The 18,261-nt window shown below is 72.0% G+C and carries 18 protein-coding genes and 1 riboswitch; of the genes, 5 read left to right on the top strand and 13 right to left on the bottom strand.

The window, feature by feature from the left end; translation table 11 throughout:
- The first annotated feature begins 33 nt into the window (after positions 1-33).
- Together ACWD10_RS26295 and ACWD10_RS26290 are read left to right on the top strand one after the other, a co-directional pair.
- Entirely contained in the window at positions 34-963 is a 930-nt protein-coding gene (locus ACWD10_RS26295; RefSeq protein WP_451095211.1) for a DUF6114 domain-containing protein, read from the top strand.
- The gene (locus tag ACWD10_RS26290; RefSeq protein WP_451095106.1) at positions 960-1,883 is read left to right on the top strand and encodes a hypothetical protein; all 924 of its coding nucleotides are present in this window, start codon (positions 960-962) and stop codon (positions 1,881-1,883) included. The genes ACWD10_RS26295 and ACWD10_RS26290 overlap by 4 nt, the downstream gene beginning before the upstream one ends.
- Here the strand turns inward: ACWD10_RS26290 and ACWD10_RS26285 are convergent.
- Together ACWD10_RS26285 and ACWD10_RS26280 are read right to left on the bottom strand one after the other, a co-directional pair.
- Positions 1,861-2,019: an SCO1431 family membrane protein gene (locus ACWD10_RS26285; protein ID WP_451095104.1), complete on the bottom strand. Its 159-nt coding sequence runs from the start codon at positions 2,017-2,019 to the stop codon at positions 1,861-1,863. The two genes, ACWD10_RS26290 and ACWD10_RS26285, sit on opposite strands and share 23 nt — an antisense overlap.
- Positions 2,020-2,152: 133 nt before the next feature.
- Positions 2,153-3,592, bottom strand: coding sequence for a peptidase C39 family protein (locus ACWD10_RS26280; protein ID WP_451095102.1), 1,440 nt, complete (start codon positions 3,590-3,592; stop codon positions 2,153-2,155).
- Positions 3,593-3,831: 239 nt separating this feature from the next.
- Here ACWD10_RS26280 and ACWD10_RS26275 point away from each other — a divergent pair, with 239 nt between their 5' ends.
- Both ACWD10_RS26275 and ACWD10_RS26270 read left to right on the top strand, forming a co-directional pair.
- Complete coding sequence (locus ACWD10_RS26275) at positions 3,832-4,470, top strand: uridine kinase family protein (protein WP_451095100.1); 639 nt, start codon at positions 3,832-3,834, stop codon at positions 4,468-4,470.
- Positions 4,471-4,944: 474 nt separating this feature from the next.
- Positions 4,945-6,906 carry an AAA family ATPase gene (locus ACWD10_RS26270; RefSeq protein WP_451095098.1) on the top strand — a complete coding sequence of 654 codons (1,962 nt, stop codon included), beginning with the start codon at positions 4,945-4,947 and terminating at the stop codon, positions 6,904-6,906.
- Positions 6,907-6,954: 48 nt separating this feature from the next.
- On the opposite strand, the gene ACWD10_RS26265 is transcribed toward ACWD10_RS26270, so the two are convergent.
- The 10 genes from ACWD10_RS26265 to ribD form a co-directional block, all read right to left on the bottom strand.
- On the bottom strand, positions 6,955-8,037 hold the full coding sequence (locus ACWD10_RS26265) for a hemolysin family protein (RefSeq protein ID WP_451095096.1): 1,083 nt from the start codon (positions 8,035-8,037) through the stop codon (positions 6,955-6,957).
- Entirely contained in the window at positions 8,034-9,491 is a 1,458-nt protein-coding gene (locus ACWD10_RS26260) for a hemolysin family protein (RefSeq protein ID WP_451095094.1), read from the bottom strand. The genes ACWD10_RS26265 and ACWD10_RS26260 overlap by 4 nt, the downstream gene beginning before the upstream one ends.
- A 329-nt stretch (positions 9,492-9,820) precedes the next feature.
- Entirely contained in the window at positions 9,821-10,264 is a 444-nt protein-coding gene (locus tag ACWD10_RS26255) for a PH domain-containing protein (protein WP_451095092.1), read from the bottom strand.
- Positions 10,265-10,293: 29 nt separating this feature from the next.
- On the bottom strand, positions 10,294-11,151 hold the full coding sequence (gene hisG, locus ACWD10_RS26250) for an ATP phosphoribosyltransferase (protein WP_451095090.1): 858 nt from the start codon (positions 11,149-11,151) through the stop codon (positions 10,294-10,296).
- Between the two features lie 60 nt (positions 11,152-11,211).
- Complete coding sequence (locus tag ACWD10_RS26245) at positions 11,212-11,484, bottom strand: phosphoribosyl-ATP diphosphatase (RefSeq protein WP_409004520.1); 273 nt, start codon at positions 11,482-11,484, stop codon at positions 11,212-11,214.
- A gap of 34 nt (positions 11,485-11,518) precedes the next feature.
- Positions 11,519-12,004, bottom strand: coding sequence for a 6,7-dimethyl-8-ribityllumazine synthase (ribH, locus tag ACWD10_RS26240; protein ID WP_451095088.1), 486 nt, complete (start codon positions 12,002-12,004; stop codon positions 11,519-11,521).
- 64 nt (positions 12,005-12,068) lie between these two features.
- Positions 12,069-13,343 carry a bifunctional 3,4-dihydroxy-2-butanone-4-phosphate synthase/GTP cyclohydrolase II gene (locus tag ACWD10_RS26235; protein WP_451095086.1) on the bottom strand — a complete coding sequence of 425 codons (1,275 nt, stop codon included), beginning with the start codon at positions 13,341-13,343 and terminating at the stop codon, positions 12,069-12,071.
- Positions 13,340-13,921, bottom strand: a complete 582-nt coding sequence (locus ACWD10_RS26230) for a nicotinamide mononucleotide transporter family protein (protein WP_451095209.1) — start codon at positions 13,919-13,921, stop codon at positions 13,340-13,342. The genes ACWD10_RS26235 and ACWD10_RS26230 overlap by 4 nt, the downstream gene beginning before the upstream one ends.
- Positions 13,922-13,995: 74 nt before the next feature.
- Positions 13,996-14,613 carry a riboflavin synthase gene (locus tag ACWD10_RS26225; RefSeq protein ID WP_451095084.1) on the bottom strand — a complete coding sequence of 206 codons (618 nt, stop codon included), beginning with the start codon at positions 14,611-14,613 and terminating at the stop codon, positions 13,996-13,998.
- Between the two features lies 1 nt (position 14,614).
- A complete protein-coding gene (gene ribD, locus ACWD10_RS26220; RefSeq protein WP_451095082.1) occupies positions 14,615-15,784 on the bottom strand; it encodes a bifunctional diaminohydroxyphosphoribosylaminopyrimidine deaminase/5-amino-6-(5-phosphoribosylamino)uracil reductase RibD in 1,170 nt (389 codons plus the stop codon).
- Positions 15,785-15,942: 158 nt separating this feature from the next.
- Positions 15,943-16,073: riboswitch (FMN riboswitch) on the bottom strand.
- Positions 16,074-16,230: 157 nt separating this feature from the next.
- On the opposite strand from ribD, the gene ACWD10_RS26215 reads away from it, so the two are divergent.
- Entirely contained in the window at positions 16,231-16,962 is a 732-nt protein-coding gene (locus ACWD10_RS26215) for an SDR family oxidoreductase (RefSeq protein ID WP_451095080.1), read from the top strand.
- Here the strand turns inward: ACWD10_RS26215 and ACWD10_RS26210 are convergent, their stop codons facing one another.
- Positions 16,963-18,225 carry an ROK family transcriptional regulator gene (locus ACWD10_RS26210; protein WP_451095078.1) on the bottom strand — a complete coding sequence of 421 codons (1,263 nt, stop codon included), beginning with the start codon at positions 18,223-18,225 and terminating at the stop codon, positions 16,963-16,965. It abuts the gene before it with no gap.
- Between the last annotated feature and the right edge of the window lie 36 nt (positions 18,226-18,261).

Below are 18,261 nucleotides of genomic sequence, written 5' to 3'. Positions count from 1 at the left end.
AGCCGCGAGGGCGGTGGCTGGCTCGACCGGCGACTGCCGCTGCCGGGGCCGCGCCGGACACTGCGCCAGTGGCGGCGGACGCGGCCGTTCTGGGGCGGGTTACTACTGATCCTCGGCGGCGCCGAGTTGCTCCTCGTGCCGTTGTCGCCGCTGACCGTCCTGGTGAGCCTCGGGCTCGGCGGGCTTGCGGCGATCGGGATCGGGCTCGCCCTGATGGTGGCCGGGGTGTTCCTGTGGGTGATGCCGCAGGCCCGGCACTACGTCAGCGTCAACGCCCTGATCCTGTCGGTCCTTTCGTTCGCCGCGACCAACCTCGGCGGCTTCCTCGTCGGCATGGTGCTCGGTATCGCGGGCAGTGCGATGGGCTTCGGCTGGACTCCGGTCGGCCGGGACGAAGAGGAGGCGGCGGAGGCGGCGCGGGCGCCGGAACCGCCCGGGATCCGCGAGGGGCAGGGCACCCGGACCCTCGCGGTGCTGCTCCCGGTGGTGCTCCTCGCCGCGGTGTTCGGGCCGGGCCTGAGCCGGGCGCAGGCGGCCCCCACAGAGCCTCCCGTGGTGGCCCCACGCACACCCCCCACCGTCACCACCACCCTCTTCGCACCCCAGGGCTTCACGGTCGCCGGAGTACGCGACATCCCCACCGCCGACGGGCCGTTGAAGGTGATGGTGCTGCACATGAAGGCGGCCTCGCTCACCGACTACCGCCTGCGCACCCGCGACGGTCACGACGAACTCGCCCTGGGCGCCGACACCTTGGAGCTCAGCGGGGACGTCACGCTCTACCTCACCAAGTTCCGGGGCTGTCTGGAAGGCCTGGTCTGCCTGACGTTCACGCCGGACAAGCTGCCGGTGCCACCGCTGGTGCCGCCGTTCGTCTTCATGACGGATGTCCGGGCCGAGCAGGCCCTGGTCACTTCGGACCTGATCGTGGCGGGCGGCCTGACCCTTGAGGCGGCACCATGATCCAGATTCAGGCCGCGCTGTTCTGGGCGTACGCGATCGGGGCGACGTTCGCCGTGGCGGCGGGGCGGCAACTTCAGGTGTGGGAGCGGCTGAGCGTGGGCGAGGGGCCCCGGACGCGCAGTCGCGCCGCCAACCCGTATCTCACCCTGACGCTGCTGTTCGCGACGGTGCTCCTGGTACCGACCGGGCTCTTCGTGCTGTGGCAGAACCCCGCGTGGGCGACCATGCAGGTGGCCGGGGACCACGGCGGCGTATGGGCCGGGTTCGTGCTCCTGTACGCGGGCGGGATTCCGGTCGGCGCGCTACTCGGGTTCCTGGTGGCGCAGGCGCTGGTGCTCGTGGGCGCGGGCTACTGGGCGTATCTGCAGAGCGTGGGCGGGCACTTCCTGGTCTTCGGGACGCTGATCCACGGCTGGGACGGGACCGGCTACGCGCGGTTCCTCTCCACCGGTGCCGAGGACTTCGCCGACTGGCCGAAGGACAGCGTCGTGAACAACGTCCTCGACTTCCTGACCTCGGGCACCTTCCTGGCCCTGCTGCTCTTCGGCGCGGCCGTGATCGGCACGCTGCTCGTCACCGAGATCGGCTGGCTGATGGAGGGCTGGGCGCTGCCCGGCGCGGACGCGGACCGCAAGGTGCCGCGCCTGCTCGCGGTGGCGATCGCGGCGGCCGGGGTCTACGGCCTTCCGTTCCTGGGCGCCCTGACCGCGAGCGTCCTGATGCGGCTGCTCGGCGGCCTGCCGGGGCTGCTGCTCTTCGGGGTGCTCGCGGGCGTCGTGCTGCTGCCGAGGCGGTCCCCGGTGCGCCTGCTGTACGGCCTGGTGGGCATCCCGGAGCGGCACTGGCGGGCGTCCGGCGACGTGTCACCGGATCCGGCGGGGGTCACGGGAGAAGGGGTTACAGCAGACCGGTCTGCGTGACGAACATCGCGAGGACGACCACCAGGGTCCAGCCGAGGAAGTGCTCGAGGATCTTCGGCCCGTCGTCCTTGGGGCCACCGGTACGGGCCCGGGTGGCGGCGCGGGCGGCCTCGACGGTGGTGGCGGTCGCAGTCATGGGTGTCTCGCTCACGGTGGTGCGGCAGGTGGTGTCCCCCTTGACCCGCCCACATTGCCAGCGAAAACGGCATGCGCGGTAGGGCGTGGGTCACTGCCCGAGGCCGTGGCCCACGCCCCACCGCCCGGCCGGATCAGCGCACTCCCACCGCGGCAAGGGCGCGCCGCTGACCTGCGGAGAGCTTGGCCGGGAAGTAGAGGTAGCAGACGCCGCCCGTGCCCGAGACGACCTTGCCGTCGGCGTTCTTGCGCTTGGTGCGGAGCCAGATGTTCTCCCACTCGCGCCGCTTGTAGACCCGGCGCACGGCGTTGTTGTTCGGCGACGCCGGATCGTTGGCGATCACGTCGCCGTCCGGCGTGAACCCGATCACGGTCATCAGGTGACCGGCGGTGCCGTACCCGGCGCCCGTGAGCTCCTTCTCCAGGAAGGACTGCGAGGTGATCGCCGGGATGCCCGCCTTGATCAGCGTCTCGAGTTCGGTGAGCGAGCCGAGCCGGGTGACGACGCCCTGCATGTCCTGGTACGTGGCCGCGTAGGCCGCGTTGAACGGCCAGTTGCCGCAGCCCTCGTACTGGTAGTCGTACGTGAACCGGGCCGCGTGGCAGACCTGCGGGTCGTCGAAGTCCGGGTTCACCCAGGCCAGATCCTCCGCCGTGGGCTTACGGCCCCAGTACTCGATGATCATCTGCGAGGAAGTGGGGCTGCACCACGCCTCGCCGCCGTTGTCGTACTCCGGGTACTGCCCGATATGGGTGTTCTGCGAATAACGCGGTACCGTCAGCTCCTTGGCGAGCCCCGGCTCCGACGCGGGCACCGTGAAGCGGTCCGGGACGTCGGAGGCCATCGCGCCCAGGCGCCACACCGTGGGCGTGGCCGAGGAGCCCGGCTCGCGGTAGAGCGTGAGGCGCAGCCGGTACGCGGCCACGCGCAGCCCCGAGGCGGCGTCGTCGACGGCCAGCGTGTCGGTCCACACGGAGCTCTTGCCGTCCTTCTGGCCGTCCACGGAGGTGCGCCGGATGACGGGGGCGTCCGGGTTCCCGCGGTCGTCGCCGGACGTCCAGCGGCCCATCACGTACCAGGGCGACCTCTCGCCGTCGCTGTAGGTGGCCTGGAGCTCGATCTGGAGCCAAGTCCCGGACGGCGTATGGGCGTTCCAGGATGCGATCACCTCGGTCGCGGGGACCTCGCCGCGGTGCAGCGGCGCCGTCCAGGTCGCGTACTCCCAGGTGCGCTTCTTGTTGGTGTGCGGGTCCTTGTACTCGGTGGTCCCGGTGGGCGTCCCGATCCGTACGCCGGGCCGGTCGCCGTCCACCGCCCTTGTGCCGTCGTGCGTGCCGCCGCGCCAGTCCGCGTACGACACCCAGAATCGGTTCTGCACGGAGCGCTGCCGTGGCTCGGGCCGACCCGCTCCGGCGCCCGGGTCCCGGCCTTCGGGCGCGCCGGACGACGAACTCGAGCTGGCGGAGAAGGCGGTGACGGCCGTGCCCGCGGCGGCGGCGACGACCGCGCCGATGACGGCTCTTCTGGAGGCGGGGACGGGCTTCCGGTCGTTCCGGTTCCGGGACGAGGTCATGGCGTAGAGCTCCTGGTCTAGTCGTCGTACGCAGACGGGTGCGGAGGGATGCGGCGAGGTGCGGACGGATACGGCCGGATGCAGCCGGATGCAGCCGGGCCAGGGGGGTCTCCCGGATCCTTGCGGACCCGCGACGCGGAGAGACTCCCCCTAGGACTTGTGCCCAACTATCCCGGGTCGGAGCACGGCGAGGCCAGCACCCGGCGCCGGATGCCGGGGGCCGCCGTACGCTGGCCGGGATGAACAGCACCACGCCCCTCACCCGTCTCGCCCGTGACCTGCTCGCGCTTCCGCCCTCCTGCGGGCCCGTCCGGCTCGTCGCCGTGGACGGGCACGCCGGGTCCGGGAAGTCGACCTTCGCCGGGCGGCTTGCCGCCGCCCTGGGGGGCGCCCCGGTGGTGCAGCTCGACGAGGTCCGCAGCCACGACGCGCTGTTCGCCTGGACGGAGCGGTTCGAGCGGGAGGTGCTCGGGCCGCTCGCGTTCGGGCGCCCGGCCCATTTTCTCGCATACGACTGGGAGTTGGCGACATTCCGCGAACCTCGGGAGATCACTCCCGCACCCGTCGTCCTGATCGAGGGCGTCGGCGCGGGACGCCGGGAGCTGCGCCCCCGCCTGGCCCGGCTGCTCTGGATGGATCTGCCGCACGGCGACTCCTGGGAGCGCGGCCGCCACCGCGACGGTCCCGCGCAGCGTGACTTCTGGGACGGATGGGAGGACGCCGAGCACCGTCATTTCGCCGAGGATCCGACGCGGCCGCACGCGGACTGCCTGGTACAGCAGGGCCCGGAGGGATATCTGGTACTGCCGGGACCCGGGGGAACGGCCACCGCCCACCAAGCCGTCACCGAACGTGACAACCCTTCCGAGGCACGCTGAACCGACGGAAAACCACTTCCACCGGACTCCCAACTCCGCTTGACCCAGGGGTCGTACAGGACTTACGTTCTCAATGTGCGGTTCTTCGGACCGCCCGCAGATGCGAAGCCCCCGGTTGTTCCCCCGTGATCGGGGGCTTCGTTCTGCCCTCCCCCTCCCGTCACGGGCGCGACACCCTCCGCTTCGCTCACCCTGGGTCACCACGCGCGTTCCCCCGCTCATTCCGCCGCGTGCGCCAATGCGTCGCACCGCACCCTACGGCCGACCCCTCCTCCGCAGGTACGATGCCTTGCGTGCGACCTTCCGGACATCCGGGAGGCGGCACCGGATCAACTCCCGTCTGCTGTACGGCTGTTCGTTCACACGGTGGATCACCGGGTGGGCGGCTGTGGGGACCGCCGGACCGGCAGGCGAGCGCACCGGCGGGCAGTCGCCCGGCGGGACATCGCGGGGGCACGGTTTGTGGGGGACGTGATGGACTTCGGCACGCAGGGCTCCGCTGCCCCGGCCGACCTCGCCTGGCTGCGCGGGGTCGACGCCTACACGATGGGCGCGTACCCGCAGGCGGAGGAGGAGTTCCGGGCGGCGGTGCGGATCGACCCGGGCATGGCCGACGGCTGGCTCGGCCTGCACGCGCTGCGCATCGACACCACGACCGCCCTGCTCCGCATGTACCGGCACCGGGACCGCTTCGGCGAGCAGCGTGCCCGGCACCGCCGCACCCTCAACTCCTGGTACTGGCTCGGCTGGTGGGTGCAGCCGGTGCTCGAGTCGCCGCGCGACCTGCTGCTCGCGCACGCCTCGCACTGGCTCGACGGCCGCCACGTCCCGGACCTCGACCGCGCGCTCGCGGGCCTTCCACCGGTGGACGCGGACCCGCAGGTGCGCTTTCTGCACGCCTGCCGGTCGTATCTGGTCAAGGACTGGGAGCAGCTCGTGCGCCATACCGACCCGCTGCTCGACGACCCGGTGCTCGGCATAGAGGCGGGCCTGTTCGGCGGCATGGCCCGGGTACGCCTGGAGATGTTCGGGCAGGCCGAGCCACTGCTCTCGGCCGCCCTGATGCGCTGCCGCAGCGAACAGCCGCAGCGCAAGGAGCTGCGCTACTGGCTGGCCCGCGCGCACGAGGGCACCGGCCGCAGCGCGGCGGCGCTCCCGCTGTACCGGGCGGTGCACCGGGTCGACCCGGCGTTCATGGACACCGCGGCACGGCTCACGGCGATCGCCGACAGTGACGGGGCCGACGGCTGCGAGGGCCTCGACGACCCGGCGGACCTCGCCACGGTCAGCCTCGCCGGAGCGGGCCAGGACACGGCGGACGCTCCGGACACGCTCGACGGGCCGTACGGCGCGGACGGATTCGAGCTCAAGGATCCCAAGGACACCAAGAGCTCCAAGGACTTCACGTTCCAGAACCTCGCGAACCTCGGGATCGGTCCGGAACCCGACGGCCCGGGCGGCCCCGCCGGAACCGGGGCGGACGCGGTGCGCGAGAAGGCCGCGGCACGGGGCCGTTCCGGTCCCCCGCAGCTGCCCACGGGGCCCGCGGACGCGGTGCTGCTCCAGGAGGCGCTCGCCGAGCTGGAGGGCATGGTCGGCCTCGAACCCGTCAAGCGGCAGGTCAAGGCGCTCTCGGCGCAGCTGCGGATGGCCCGGCTGCGCGCCGGGCAGGGCCTTCCGGTGCAGCCGCCGAAGCGGCACTTCGTCTTCTCCGGCCCCTCGGGCACCGGCAAGACCACCGTGGCCCGGATTCTCGGCCGGGTCTTCTACGCCCTCGGGCTGCTCGGCGGCGACCATCTGGTGGAAGCTCAACGCGCCGATCTGGTGGGCGAGTTCCTCGGCCAGACCGCGGTGAAGGCCAATGAGCTGATCGACTCGGCGCTCGGCGGGGTGCTCTTCGTGGACGAGGCGTACGCCCTGTCCAACTCGGGCTACAGCAAGGGCGACGCGTACGGCGACGAGGCGCTGCAGGTGCTGCTCAAGCGGGCCGAGGACAGCCGGGACCACCTGGTGGTGATCCTGGCCGGGTACCCGGAGGGCATGGACCGGCTGCTCGCCGCCAACCCCGGTCTGTCCTCGCGGTTCACGACCCGGGTGGACTTCCCCTCGTACCGCCCGCTCGAACTCACCGCGATCGGCGAGGTCCTGGCCGCCGAGAACGGCGATGTGTGGGACGAGGAGGCGCTGGAGGAGCTGCGCTCCATCAGCGGCCACGTGGTGGACGAGGGCTGGATCGACGAGCTCGGCAACGGACGCTTCCTGCGCACGCTGTACGAGAAGAGCTGCGCCTACCGGGACCTGCGGCTCTCCGGCTACCCGGCCTCCCCGACCCGCGACGACCTCGCGACGCTACGGCTGCCGGACCTGGTCCAGGCGTATGGGGAGGTGCTTTCGGGCCGGGGGCCGGGACAGGGGCTCGGCCCCGGGCTCGGCTGAGACGGGCCCGAGCCGCCGCCCGGGACGCCGCCCTATGCCGTTGCCCTGCTACGCCGACGCGTCCGCCCGTACGTCCTCGCGCCGCGGCTCCGCCACCCGTGCGACCGTCTGGCGGCGGTGCGCCGGGTCACGGACCTCGCCGACGAGAAGTTCAAGGACGTCCTCCAGCGCGACCAGACCCACCACCTTGCCGGAAGCATCCGCCACCTGAGCCAGATGCGTAGCCGCCCGGCGCATCACCGTCAGCGCATCGTCCAGCGGCAGCTTCGCGCTGAGCGTGGTCATCGGCCGCCACACGTGCTGCGGCACCGCCCGCTCGGGGTCCTCCAGGTCCAGTACGTCCTTGACGTGCAGATAGCCCATGAAGGCACCCCCCTCCGCGCACACCGGGAAGCGGGAGTACCCGGTACGGACCGTCAGCTCCTCGATCCGGTGCGGGGTGACCGAGGCGTCCACCGTCACCAGCGACGCGCGGTCGAGCAGGACGTCCGTGACCGGCCGTGACCCCAGCTCCAGGGCGTCCTCCAGGCGTTCCTGGGCCTCGGGTTCGAGCAGTCCGGCCTGGCCGGCGTCCTCGACCAGGCGGCCCAGCTGGACGCTGGTGAACACCGCCTCGACCTCGTCCTTGGGCTCGACCCGGAAGAGCCGGAGCACCACCCGGGAGCAGGCGGCGAGCGCGGCCGTGACCGGGCGGCACAGGCGGGCGAAGGCCACCAGGGCCGGGCTCAGCCACAGCGCGGTCTTCTCGGGCGCCGCCATGGCCAGGTTCTTCGGCACCATCTCGCCGATGACGAGGTGCAGGAACACCACGAGCGCGAGGGCGATGACATAGCCGAGCGGGTGGATCAGGGCGTCCGGCACGTGTACCGCGTGGAAGACGGGTTCCAGGAGGTGCGCGACCGTCGGCTCGGCCACGGCGCCCAGGGTCAACGAGCAGATGGTGATGCCGAATTGGGCCGCCGCCATCATCTGCGGCAGATTCTCCAGGCCGTACAGGACCTGTCGGGCGCGCTTGCCGGGCAGCGGTTCGATCTGGCTGCGGCGCACCGACACCAGGGCGAATTCGGCACCCACGAAGAAGCCGTTGCCGAGCACGAGCAGCCCGGCGAAGAGGAGTTGGAGCAGGCTCATCGGACGGCCTCCGCGGGCTCGGCCACGGGCGCCTCGAGCGGCGGCTCCTCGACCGGCGGCGCGGCGACCGGCGCCACGGCGTGCGGCGCCGGCGCGGACGTGGCCGCCGCCACCGGAACGGGAGCGGCCGGAGCCGCCCCGCTCACCACCGGCGTGGCGCGGACGAACCGGACCCGCTCCGCGCGATAGTGCCCGACCCGGCGCACCGTGAGCCGCCAGCCGGGGAGTTCGGCCTTGTCGCCGGGGGCCGGGATGCGGCCGAGCAGGTCGGCGACGAGCCCGGCCACGGTTTCGTACGGTCCTTCAGGGGCCTCCAGGCCGATGCGCTGGAGCATGTCGACGCGGCAGCTGCCGTCGGCCTCCCACGCGGGGCGGCCGTCCTCGGCCGGGGCGGGGGCGAGCTGGGGCAGGCCGTGCGCGTCGTGCTCGTCCCGGACCTCGCCGACGAGCTCCTCGACGATGTCCTCCAGGGTGACGACCCCGGCCGTGCCGCCGTACTCGTCGACGACGACGGCGATCGGCTGTTCGTTGCGCAGGCGCGCCAGGAGCGGCTGGACGGGCAGCGTCTCCGGGACCATGAGCGGGGGCACCGTTATCCGGCCGACGGCCGTGCGGTGCCGCTCCTGGCTGCGTACCGCCAGGGCGTCCTTGAGGTGGACCATGCCGACTATTTCGTCGATGCGCTCCCGGTAGACCGGGAAGCGGGACAGGCCGGTGGCCCGGGTGAGGTTGACGACGTCGGCGGCGGTCGCGGACGCCTGGAGTGCGCTGACCTTCACGCGCGGCGTCATGACGTGCTGTGCGGTCAGCTCGCCGAGCGACAGGGTGCGCACGAACAGGTCGGCGGTGTTCGCCTCCAGGGCCCCGGCCTGCGCGGAGTGCCGGGCGAGGGCGACGAGTTCGCCGGGCGTACGGGCCGACTCGAGCTCTTCGGCGGGCTCGACGCCGAACAACCGTACGAGCCGGTTGGCGACCGCGTTGAGCCCGGCGATCACCGGCCGGAAGAGCCGCGCGAAGACGTGCTGCGGCCCGGCCACGAAGCGGGCGACCTGGAGCGGCCGGGAGACCGCCCAGTTCTTGGGCACGAGTTCGCCGACGACCATCTGTACGGCGGAGGCGAGCAGCATGCCTATGGCGACGGCCGCGCCGGACACGACGCCCTCGGGCAGGCCCACGGCGGTGAGCGGACCGGCGAGCAGGTGCGCCAGGGCGGGCTCGGCGAGCATGCCGACGACGAGCGAGGTGAGGGTGATGCCGAGCTGGGTGCCGGAGAGCTGGAAGGACAGCTCGCGCAGGGACGTCACCACGCGGCGGGCGCGCCGGTCGCCCTCGGCCGCGGCCCGCTCGGCGTCGGCGCGTTCGACGGTGACGAGGCCGAACTCGGCCGCGACGAAGAAGCCGTTGGCGAGGATGAGGAGGAAGGCCGCCGCGAGGAGCAGCAGGGGGATGGTCATGGCGCCGCCCGACGGAAGGGGGCGGCGCAGGTACTACAGGACGATCCGTCCATTGCCGGAGTTCGTCACTCCTCTGATAGCAGGAGCCCCTCGCGGGCCGGTGGCCCGGAGAGGGGCGGAGGCACGCCCCGTGTGTGCCTCCGCCCAACAGATTATTGAGTTCCTCCCCACAGCTGAAGCCGGGGGATTCCAACCCGCAGGTTGGCGCTTCCCGGTCGCCCGAGTCGCTGGTTCCTGCTTCGCAGACCGGCCAACGCTCGAAGTCTCCACAGGCTGCCAAGGACGCCCCGCCCTCGGACCACTTGGCTATCGCGGCGCAGAAGACCCTATCAGACTGGATCTCCGGTGCCGCGGGCCTCGGCGAGAGCGCGCAGGGCGCGGGCGTCGGCGATGGCCCGCTCCTTGGCGATGCCCGGCTGGATGCCCATGGCCGGGAGGCTGGTGCCGTCGCTGAGGTTGAGGTACACCCAGGGGTCGCCGGGGCGCAGATTGACCTGGATGATTTCCGCCCAGGCGAGCTTGCGCCGGGTGGTGAGGTTGACGACGGTGACCCCGGAGTCCTCGGCGACCACCTTGGGGCGGCTGAGCAGCAGCAGGACGCCGTAGAGCAGCGCGCCGATGAAGATGAAGCTGAGGCGCTCCCCCGGGCCGAGCGGGTCGAGGAGCAGCGCGATCGCGGTGATGACCACGAACATGGCGGCGCCCACGGTGAGCAGGACGGCCCGGGTCCGGTTCGGCCGGAAGGTGACGGGCAGGGCGGGGAGTTCCGGCATGGCGGCGACTTTGGGATTCGGTCGGACCGTCAGAGACGGCAGGCGTGGATTTCGGTGGTCAGGATGGCCCGCGCGCCCAGGGCGTACAGGTCGTCCATGATCCGCTGCGAGTCCCTGGTGGGAACCATGGCGCGGACGGCGACCCAGCCCTCGTTGTGCAGCGGGGAGACCGTCGGGGACTCCAGGCCGGGAGTGAGGGCGACGGCCTGCTCCAGGTGCTCGGCGCGGCAGTCGTAGTCCATCATCACGTACGTCCGGGCGACGAGGACGCCCTGGAGGCGGCGCAGGAACTGCTCGATCTTCGGCTCGACGTCGGTGGTGGTGTCCGGGTCGGTGCGGCGGATGACGACGGCCTCGGACTTCATGATCGGCTTGCCGATCACCTCGAGCCCGGCGTTCCGCAGCGAGGTGCCGGTCTCCACGACGTCCGCGATGACCTGGGCGACGCCCAGCTGGATGGCGGTCTCCACGGCGCCGTCGAGGTGCACGACGGAGGCGTCGATGCCCTCGTCCGCGAGGTACTTGGCGACGATCCCCTCGTACGAGGTGGCGACCGTCATGCCCGCGAACTCCTCCACGCTCTCGGCCGTGCCCGGCTTGGTGGCGAAGCGGAAGGTGGAGCGGGCGAAGCCGAGCGGCAGGATCTCCTCGGCGTTCGCGCCGGAGTCGATCAGGAGGTCACGGCCGGTGATGCCGATGTCGAGCTTCCCGGAGGCGACGTAGATCGCGATGTCCCGGGGGCGGAGGTAGAAGAACTCCACCCCGTTGTCCGGGTCGACCAGGACGAGCTCCTTGGACTCCTTGCGCTGCTGGTAGCCGGCCTCATGGAGCATCTCCGACGCAGGCCCTGACAGTGAACCCTTGTTGGGGACGGCGATGCGCAGCATGAGGTCGGCTTCCTTTGCGTGAGGAGTCGTACGGAGTACGTACGGCGGATGCGGGGTGGTTCAGAGGTTGGCGTAGACGTCGTCGAGGGAGATACCGCGGGCGACCATCATCACCTGTACGTGGTACAGGAGCTGGGAGATTTCCTCGGCGGCGGCCTCCTTGCCCTCGTACTCGGCGGCCATCCAGACCTCGGCGGCCTCTTCGACGACCTTCTTGCCGATGGCGTGGACGCCCTTGCCGACCAGTTCGGCGGTGCGGGAAGTGGCGGGGTCGCCCTCGGCGGCCTTCTGCTGGAGCTCGGCGAAGAGCTCCTCGAACGTCTTCTTGGACATGGTGTGCCTTACTCTACGCGGGTCCCAGGCCAGCTCAGCGCCAGGGCTCGGAGACACTGCGCAGCGTGGCGGCGGTGGCCACGGCCGCGGTGACGGCCTCGTGGCCCTTGTCCTCGCTGGAGCCCTCCAGGCCCGCGCGGTCCAGGGCCTGCTCGTCGGTGTCGCAGGTCAGGACGCCGAAGCCGATGGGGACGCCGGTCTCGACGGAGACCTGGGTGAGGCCGTTCGTGACGCCCTGGCAGACGTAGTCGAAGTGCGGGGTGCCGCCGCGGATCACCACGCCGAGCGCGACGACCGCGTCGTAGCCGCGGCCCGCGAGGACCTTGGCGACCACGGGCAGCTCGAAGCTGCCGGGGACGCGCAGCAGGGTCGGCTCGTCGATGCCGAGCTCGTGCAGCGCGCGCAGGGCGCCGTTCACCAGGCCGTCCATCACCTGCTCGTGCCACTGGGCGGCGATCACCGCGACGCGCAGGTCGCCGCAGTTCTTCACGCTCAGTTCGGGTGCGCCCTTGCCGCTCACGTTTCTCCTAGGGGTGTGCTGTGTGGTGCTGTCGTACGAGATGGGGTGGTGCCGGGGGGGTGCGCTACTGCGCGTCGAGCCAGGGCAGATCGTGGCCCATGCGGTCCCGCTTTGTCTGTAGATACCGGAGGTTGTGCTCGCCCGTCTTGACGGGCATCGACTCGCGGCTCGTGACCTTGAGGCCGTGGTCGGTGAGCGCCGTGGACTTGTCGGGGTTGTTGGTGATCAGGCGGACGCTGCGGACGCCGAGGTCCGCGAGGATCTGCGCGCCCGCCGCGTAGTCCCGGGCGTCGGCGGGCAGGCCGAGCTCCAGGTTGGCGTCGAGGGTGTCGCGGCCGCGCTCCTGGAGGGCGTACGCGCGCAGCTTGGAGAGCAGCCCGATGCCGCGCCCCTCGTGGCCGCGCAGGTAGACCACGACGCCGCGGCCCTCGGCGGTGATCCGCTCCATGGCGGCCTGTAGCTGGGGGCCGCAGTCGCAGCGCAGGGAGTGGAAGACGTCGCCGGTCAGGCACTCGGAGTGGACCCGGACCAGGATGTCCTCGCCGTCGCCGATGTCGCCCTGGACGAGGGCGACGTGCTCCACTCCGTCGACCGCGGAGCGGTAGCCGTATGCCGTGAACTCGCCGTAGGACGTGGGCAGTTGGACGGTGGCCTCGCGGCGCACGGTGGGTTCGGCGGTGCGCCGGTAGGCGATCAGGTCCTCGATGGAGATGATCGTCAGGCCGTGCTTGCGGGCGAACGGGATCAGCTCGGGAAGCCGCAGCATCCGGCCGTCCTCACCGGCGATCTCCACGATGGCCCCGGCCGGGCGCAGGCCCGCGAGCCGGGCGAGGTCGACGGCGGCCTCGGTGTGGCCGTTGCGGACCAGGACGCCGCCGGGGCGGGCGCGCAGCGGGAAGATGTGGCCGGGCCGCACGAAGTCGGCGGGCTGCGCCGTGCCGTCCGCGAGGAGTTGGAGGGTGGTGGCGCGGTCGGCGGCGGAGATGCCGGTGGTGACGCCGTGCGCGGGGGCGGCGTCCACGGAGACCGTGAAGGCGGTGCTCATCATCTCGGTGTTGTGCTGCACCATCTGGGGCAGCTCGAGCCGGTCGAGCTCGTCGCCCTCCATGGGGGCGCAGATGAGGCCGCGGCACTCGCTCATCATGAAGGCGATGATCTCGGGCGTGGCCTTCTCGGCGGCGATGACGAGGTCGCCCTCGTTCTCCCGGTTCTCGTCGTCGACGACCACGACGGGCCGCCCGGCGGCGATGTCGGAGATGGCCCGCTCGACCGGGTCGAGGACTGTGTCCTCAACGTCTTCGGTGTGGTCGAGGCTGTACCAGACAGGGGCTGTGGTCATGCCGGTGCTCCTTCCAGGGCGGGCGCCGCCGCACGGGAGCGCAGCCACCAGTCGCGCATCCCCCACAGGACGAGGGCGAGATAAATGACGTAGACGAGGCCGGAGAAGGCCAGTCCGCTGCTGAAGGCGAGGGGCACGCCGACGAGGTCGACGAGGAGCCAGGCGAACCAGAACTCCACGAGGCCGCGGGCCTGGGCGACCATCGCGACGAGCGTGCCGACGAAAATGTACGCATCCGCCCAGGGGCTCCAGGAGAGCGACGGGAAGGCGGTGAACAGGCCGCCCACGGCGAGCGTCCCGAGCACCGCACCGCCGAGGAGCAGCCCGCGCTCGGTCCAGCTCGCGAACCGTACGGCGAGCGTGCCGTCCTGCGCCTGCTGCTTGCCGAGCTGCCACTGCCGCCAGCCCCACACGGCGACGCCGATGACGAGGAGCTGCTTGCCGACACCGCCGGAGAGCTGCGCGGAGGCGTAGGCGGCGACGAGCACGGCGCCGGAGAGGAGCTGGGCGGGCCAGGTCCATATGGAGCGGCGCCAGCCGAGCGCGAGGGCGATCAGGCCGATGACGTTGCCGACCATGTCGGACCACACGATGTGCTGTCCGAAGGCCGTGAACGCCTCGCCGTTCAGCCAGTTCAGGGAGTCCAGGGCGCTCACTTGGAGGTCCCTTCGGCCCGGTCGGCGCGGTCGCCGAGGAGCCGCTCGACGTACTTGGCGATGACGTCCACTTCGAGGTTGACCGGGTCGCCGGGCTGCTTGATGCCGAGGGTGGTCAGCGCGAGCGTGGTGGGGATGAGGCTGACGGTGAAGAAGTCGGGGCCCGCGTCGACGACGGTGAGGCTGATGCCGTCGACGGTGATGGAGCCCTTCTCGACGACGTAGCGGGCGAGTTCGGCGGGCAGCGAGATCTTCACGATCTCCCAGTTCTCGGACGGCTTACGGCTAAGGACGGTGCCGACGGAATCAACATGCCCCTGCACGATGTGTCCGCCGAGCCGGGCGCCGACCGCGGTGGGCCGCTCCAGGTTGACGCGGGAACCGGCGGCGAGTGCGCCGAGGCTGGAGCGCTTCAGGGTTTCGGCCATCACGTCCGCGGTGAACCAGTCGTCCGCGGTGTCGACGACGGTCAGGCAGACGCCGTTCACGGCGATCGAGTCGCCGTGCCGGGCGCCCTGCGTGACGACGGGGCCGCGCAGGCGGAAGCGGGAGGCGTCGTCGAGCTTCTCGACGGCGGTGACCTCACCCAGCTCTTCGACGATTCCGGTGAACACTTCAGTGCTCCTTTGCGGCAGCGGTGGCGGTGGAGTTGGCAGGGACGGCGGGTTCGGTGGGTTCGGCAGGGACGGCAGGTTCGGCTGGGACGGCGGTGATACGGAGGTCGGGGCCGATGCGGACGGTCTCGATGACGTCGAGCCGCAACGCCCGGGCGATGGTGTTGATTCCGGCATCGCCGAGCGCGGCGGGTCCGGCGCCGAGCAGGACGGGGGCGAGGTAGCCGACGACCCGGTCGACGGCGCCCGCGGCGACGAAGGCTCCGGCGAGGGTGGGGCCGCCTTCGAGGAGGACGGAGCGGACGCCGCGCCGGTAGAGGGTGTCGAGCAGGTAGGGGATGTCGATGCCCCGACCGTCCGTGGCGCGCGGCAGCGTCCAGTGCTCACCCGCCCCCGTCTCCACGAGCAGATCGGGGTCCAGGTCGTCCGCCACCACGACGACCGTCTCGGCAGCGTCGTCGAGGATCCGCGCTCCGGGCTGCACCCATTGGGCCTCGGTGTCCACGACCACACGGAGCGGCTGCGTCACTCCCTCGATGCCACGCACCGCGAGATGCGGATCGTCGGCGCGCAGCGTGCCGGAGCCGACCACGACCGCGTCGCACTCGGCGCGCAGTCGGTGCACATCGGCCCGGGACTCGGACGAGGTGATCCAGCGGCTGGTGCGGTCGGCGGCGGCGATCCGGCCGTCGAGCGTGGCGGCGTACTTCCAAGTGACGTACGGGCGGCCGGTCTTGACGGAGGTGAGCCAGGCGAGGTTGCCCGCGGTGGCCTCGTCCTCGAGCAGCCCTGCCTCGACGTCGACCCCGGCGGCGCGCAGGGTGGCGGCGCCGCCGGTGGCGGTCGGGTTGGGGTCGGGCACGGCGTACACGACACGGGTGATCCCGGCGTCGAGGAGCGCCTGGGCGCAGGGGCCGGTGCGGCCGGTGTGGTTGCAGGGTTCGAGGGTGACGAGCGCGGTGCCGCCGCGGGCCCGCTCACCGGCCGCGCGCAGCGCGTGCACCTCGGCGTGCGGGGTGCCCGCGCGCTGGTGGTAGCCCTCGCCGACGGTCTCGCCCGCGGCGTCGAGAATGACGCAGCCGACGACCGGATTGGGGCTGGTGGAGCCGAGTCCGCGCGCGGCGAGCTCAATCGCTCGACGCATCGCGTCTGCTTCGGCTGCGGTGGCCACCGGGTCCTCCTGCCTCTCAGGGCACGGACTCCGGGGCCTGTCGATGACGACAGAGTTACGGACGTGGTGCGGCACTCGGTGGGGGTACGCCGGACGGCGGCCGTCCTGGGTACGGACGAACCGACGGCGGCGTACGCACCTCGGGTGCGTCTCGTCCGCCGCGCACTGCCTCCCATCCGGACTTTCACCGTCGGTCCAGGAGTTTCACCTGGTCAACCGGCCACTGGCTGCGGCCGGGTCGCGGACTTTAACCGCCGGTTCGGAATTGCACCGACCCCGGAGTGCGCTGCTTTTGGTACAGAGCCAGTTTGCCACGCCTGATCGTCACCCATGCGGCCGAGACCTGTGGGGTAACTCACAGCTGTATCCCGGCGACGGACCGGCGCGACCGGCAGTATCGCGGAGACGGACCGGGGCGGGCGACCGACGGAAGGGACCGATCCACGATGGCGACGATCCTGGTGACCGGAGGCACGGGCACGCTCGGCACCCTCGTGGTCGACCGCCTGCGGGCCGACGGACACGAGGTGCGCTCCCTGAGCCGCCACTCCCCGACGTACCCCGTGGACCTGATCTCCGGCACGGGCCTGCACCGCGCGGTCGCGGGCACGGACGCGGTGGTGCACTGCGCGACCACGCCGAGGGGCGGCGACGAGAAGGCCGCACGCCAGGTGATCGACGCGGTACGCGAGGCCGGGGTGCCGCACCTCGTCTACATCTCGATCGTGGGCGTGGACGAGGTCCCGCTGGGCTACTACCGCACGAAGCGGAACGTGGAGCGTCTCCTGGAGACCTCGGACATCGGCTGGACAGTGCTGCGCACGACCCAGTTCCACGAGCTGGCGCACACCTTGGTGCGCTACCTGGCGAAGCTGCCGGTGCTGCCGCTGCCGACGGGCGTACGGATGCAGCCCATCGCGGCTACGGAGGTCGCCGACCGCTTGGCCGCACTCGCCCTCGGCGAACCGTCGGGCCGGGTACCGGACCTGGGCGGGCCGGAGGTCCTTACGCTCCGGGACCTCGCCACGGCGTACCTGACGGCTGTGGGGAAACGGCGGCCGATGGTGAACGTACGGCTCGCGGGGAAGGTGTACGCGGCGCTGCGCGCGGGCGGGAACCTGACTCCGGAACGGGCGCTGGGGAAGATCAGGTTCGCGGACTTTCTGGCGGAGGGCTGATCAGCGATCGAACCCCGGCCCCGAGGCCGGGAACAACGCGTCCTGAGCGGCATCAAGCGCCGTACACAGAGCCCCCCGAAGCACCGCCGCCCCACCAAGCGACGTGACTCTGACCTCAGTGGCCAGCGGCGACAACGCGGCCAGCCGCCGCGCCACACGCTCAGCGAGCACCACACCCCCCGCCCGCCCGACCTCCCCGCCGAGCACCACACACCCCGGATCGAGCACCGCGGTCACCGCGGCCGCCCCGAGGGCCAGCCGATCGGCAAGGGCATCGAGAAAGACCCCCTCGGCCCCCGCCCCGGCCTCGGCCGCGGCCCCCTCCCCGGCCTCGGCGGCAACCGCATCCCCCACGACCCCGGCCGCCACCGCCTCATCGGCCTCGACGGCTCCCCCGGCGTCAATCGCCCCCGCATCCCCCAACACCCCGCACTCCACAGCCAGTCGACGCACCGCCGCGGCCCCCGCCAGCGAATGAAACCCCCCGTCGCACCCGGTGGCCGAAGGCAGACCCCGCGTCCCAGGAACCGGCAGAAACCCGATCTCCCCAGCCCCACCGGAGGCGCCCCGCCGCAGCTTCCCGTCCAGGACCACCGCCGCTCCGATCCCGCTGCCGAGCCACAGCAGCGCAAACGTCTCCCGGTCGCGCGCGACCCCCTCACGCTGCTCGGCGACGGCGGCGAGGTTGACCTCGTTCTCCACCAACACGGTCGCGGGCAGCCGCTCCTGGAGCGCGGCGACCAGGCGCCGGTGCCAGGCGGGCAGCCCGGCCGAGTCGCGCAGCTCCCCCGTGGCGGGGTCGATGAGCCCCGGCGCGCCGATGCCGACGCTGTGCAGCCGGGCCACGCCCGCCTGTTTCGCGGTGCGTTCGACGAGCGCGACGGCCCGTTCGACGGCCGCCGCGGCCGCTGTGTCGTCGACGGCGCCCTCGATCGGCAGCGAGGCTTCGGCCCGTACGCCGCCGAGCAGATCGGTGACGGTGACGGCGACGCCGTCGGTGCGTACGTCGAGGGCGGCGAGGTGGGCGCGGTCGGCCACGATCCCGTACAGGCGCGCGTTGGGGCCCCGGCGCCGGGCCCCCGCCTCGCCCACGATCTCGATGAGTCCGGCGCCGCGCAGCCGCTCCACGAGGTCGGCGACCGAGGGCCGGGACAGGCCGGTGAGCTGCTTGAGCTGTCCGGCCGTCAACGGGCCCTCGCGCTGGAGAAGTTGCAGGGCGAGCCGGTCGTTGATGGCCCTCGCGGTGCTCGGTGACGCGGGCATGGCGAGATCCTTCCACATCGGACAACGGCCGCAGGA

The organism is Streptomyces sp. NPDC002851, from assembly GCF_053591935.1.
Note: the sequence above shows the minus strand (reverse complement) of the source record. Positions and strands in the feature narration are given on the sequence as shown.

Coding starts and splice junctions, on each gene's coding strand:
- ACWD10_RS26290 (WP_451095106.1), top strand. CDS start 960: ATGATCCAGATTCAGGCCGCGCTGTTCTGGGCGTACGCGATCGGGGCG.
- ACWD10_RS26285 (WP_451095104.1), bottom strand. CDS start 2,019: ATGACTGCGACCGCCACCACCGTCGAGGCCGCCCGCGCCGCCACCCGG.
- ACWD10_RS26280 (WP_451095102.1), bottom strand. CDS start 3,592: ATGACCTCGTCCCGGAACCGGAACGACCGGAAGCCCGTCCCCGCCTCC.
- ACWD10_RS26275 (WP_451095100.1), top strand. CDS start 3,832: ATGAACAGCACCACGCCCCTCACCCGTCTCGCCCGTGACCTGCTCGCG.
- ACWD10_RS26270 (WP_451095098.1), top strand. CDS start 4,945: ATGGACTTCGGCACGCAGGGCTCCGCTGCCCCGGCCGACCTCGCCTGG.
- ACWD10_RS26265 (WP_451095096.1), bottom strand. CDS start 8,037: ATGAGCCTGCTCCAACTCCTCTTCGCCGGGCTGCTCGTGCTCGGCAAC.
- ACWD10_RS26260 (WP_451095094.1), bottom strand. CDS start 9,491: ATGACCATCCCCCTGCTGCTCCTCGCGGCGGCCTTCCTCCTCATCCTC.
- ACWD10_RS26255 (WP_451095092.1), bottom strand. CDS start 10,264: ATGCCGGAACTCCCCGCCCTGCCCGTCACCTTCCGGCCGAACCGGACC.
- hisG (WP_451095090.1), bottom strand. CDS start 11,151: ATGCTGCGCATCGCCGTCCCCAACAAGGGTTCACTGTCAGGGCCTGCG.
- ACWD10_RS26245 (WP_409004520.1), bottom strand. CDS start 11,484: ATGTCCAAGAAGACGTTCGAGGAGCTCTTCGCCGAGCTCCAGCAGAAG.
- ACWD10_RS26235 (WP_451095086.1), bottom strand. CDS start 13,343: ATGACCACAGCCCCTGTCTGGTACAGCCTCGACCACACCGAAGACGTT.
- ACWD10_RS26230 (WP_451095209.1), bottom strand. CDS start 13,921: ATGGTCGGCAACGTCATCGGCCTGATCGCCCTCGCGCTCGGCTGGCGC.
- ACWD10_RS26215 (WP_451095080.1), top strand. CDS start 16,231: ATGGCGACGATCCTGGTGACCGGAGGCACGGGCACGCTCGGCACCCTC.
- ACWD10_RS26210 (WP_451095078.1), bottom strand. CDS start 18,225: ATGCCCGCGTCACCGAGCACCGCGAGGGCCATCAACGACCGGCTCGCC.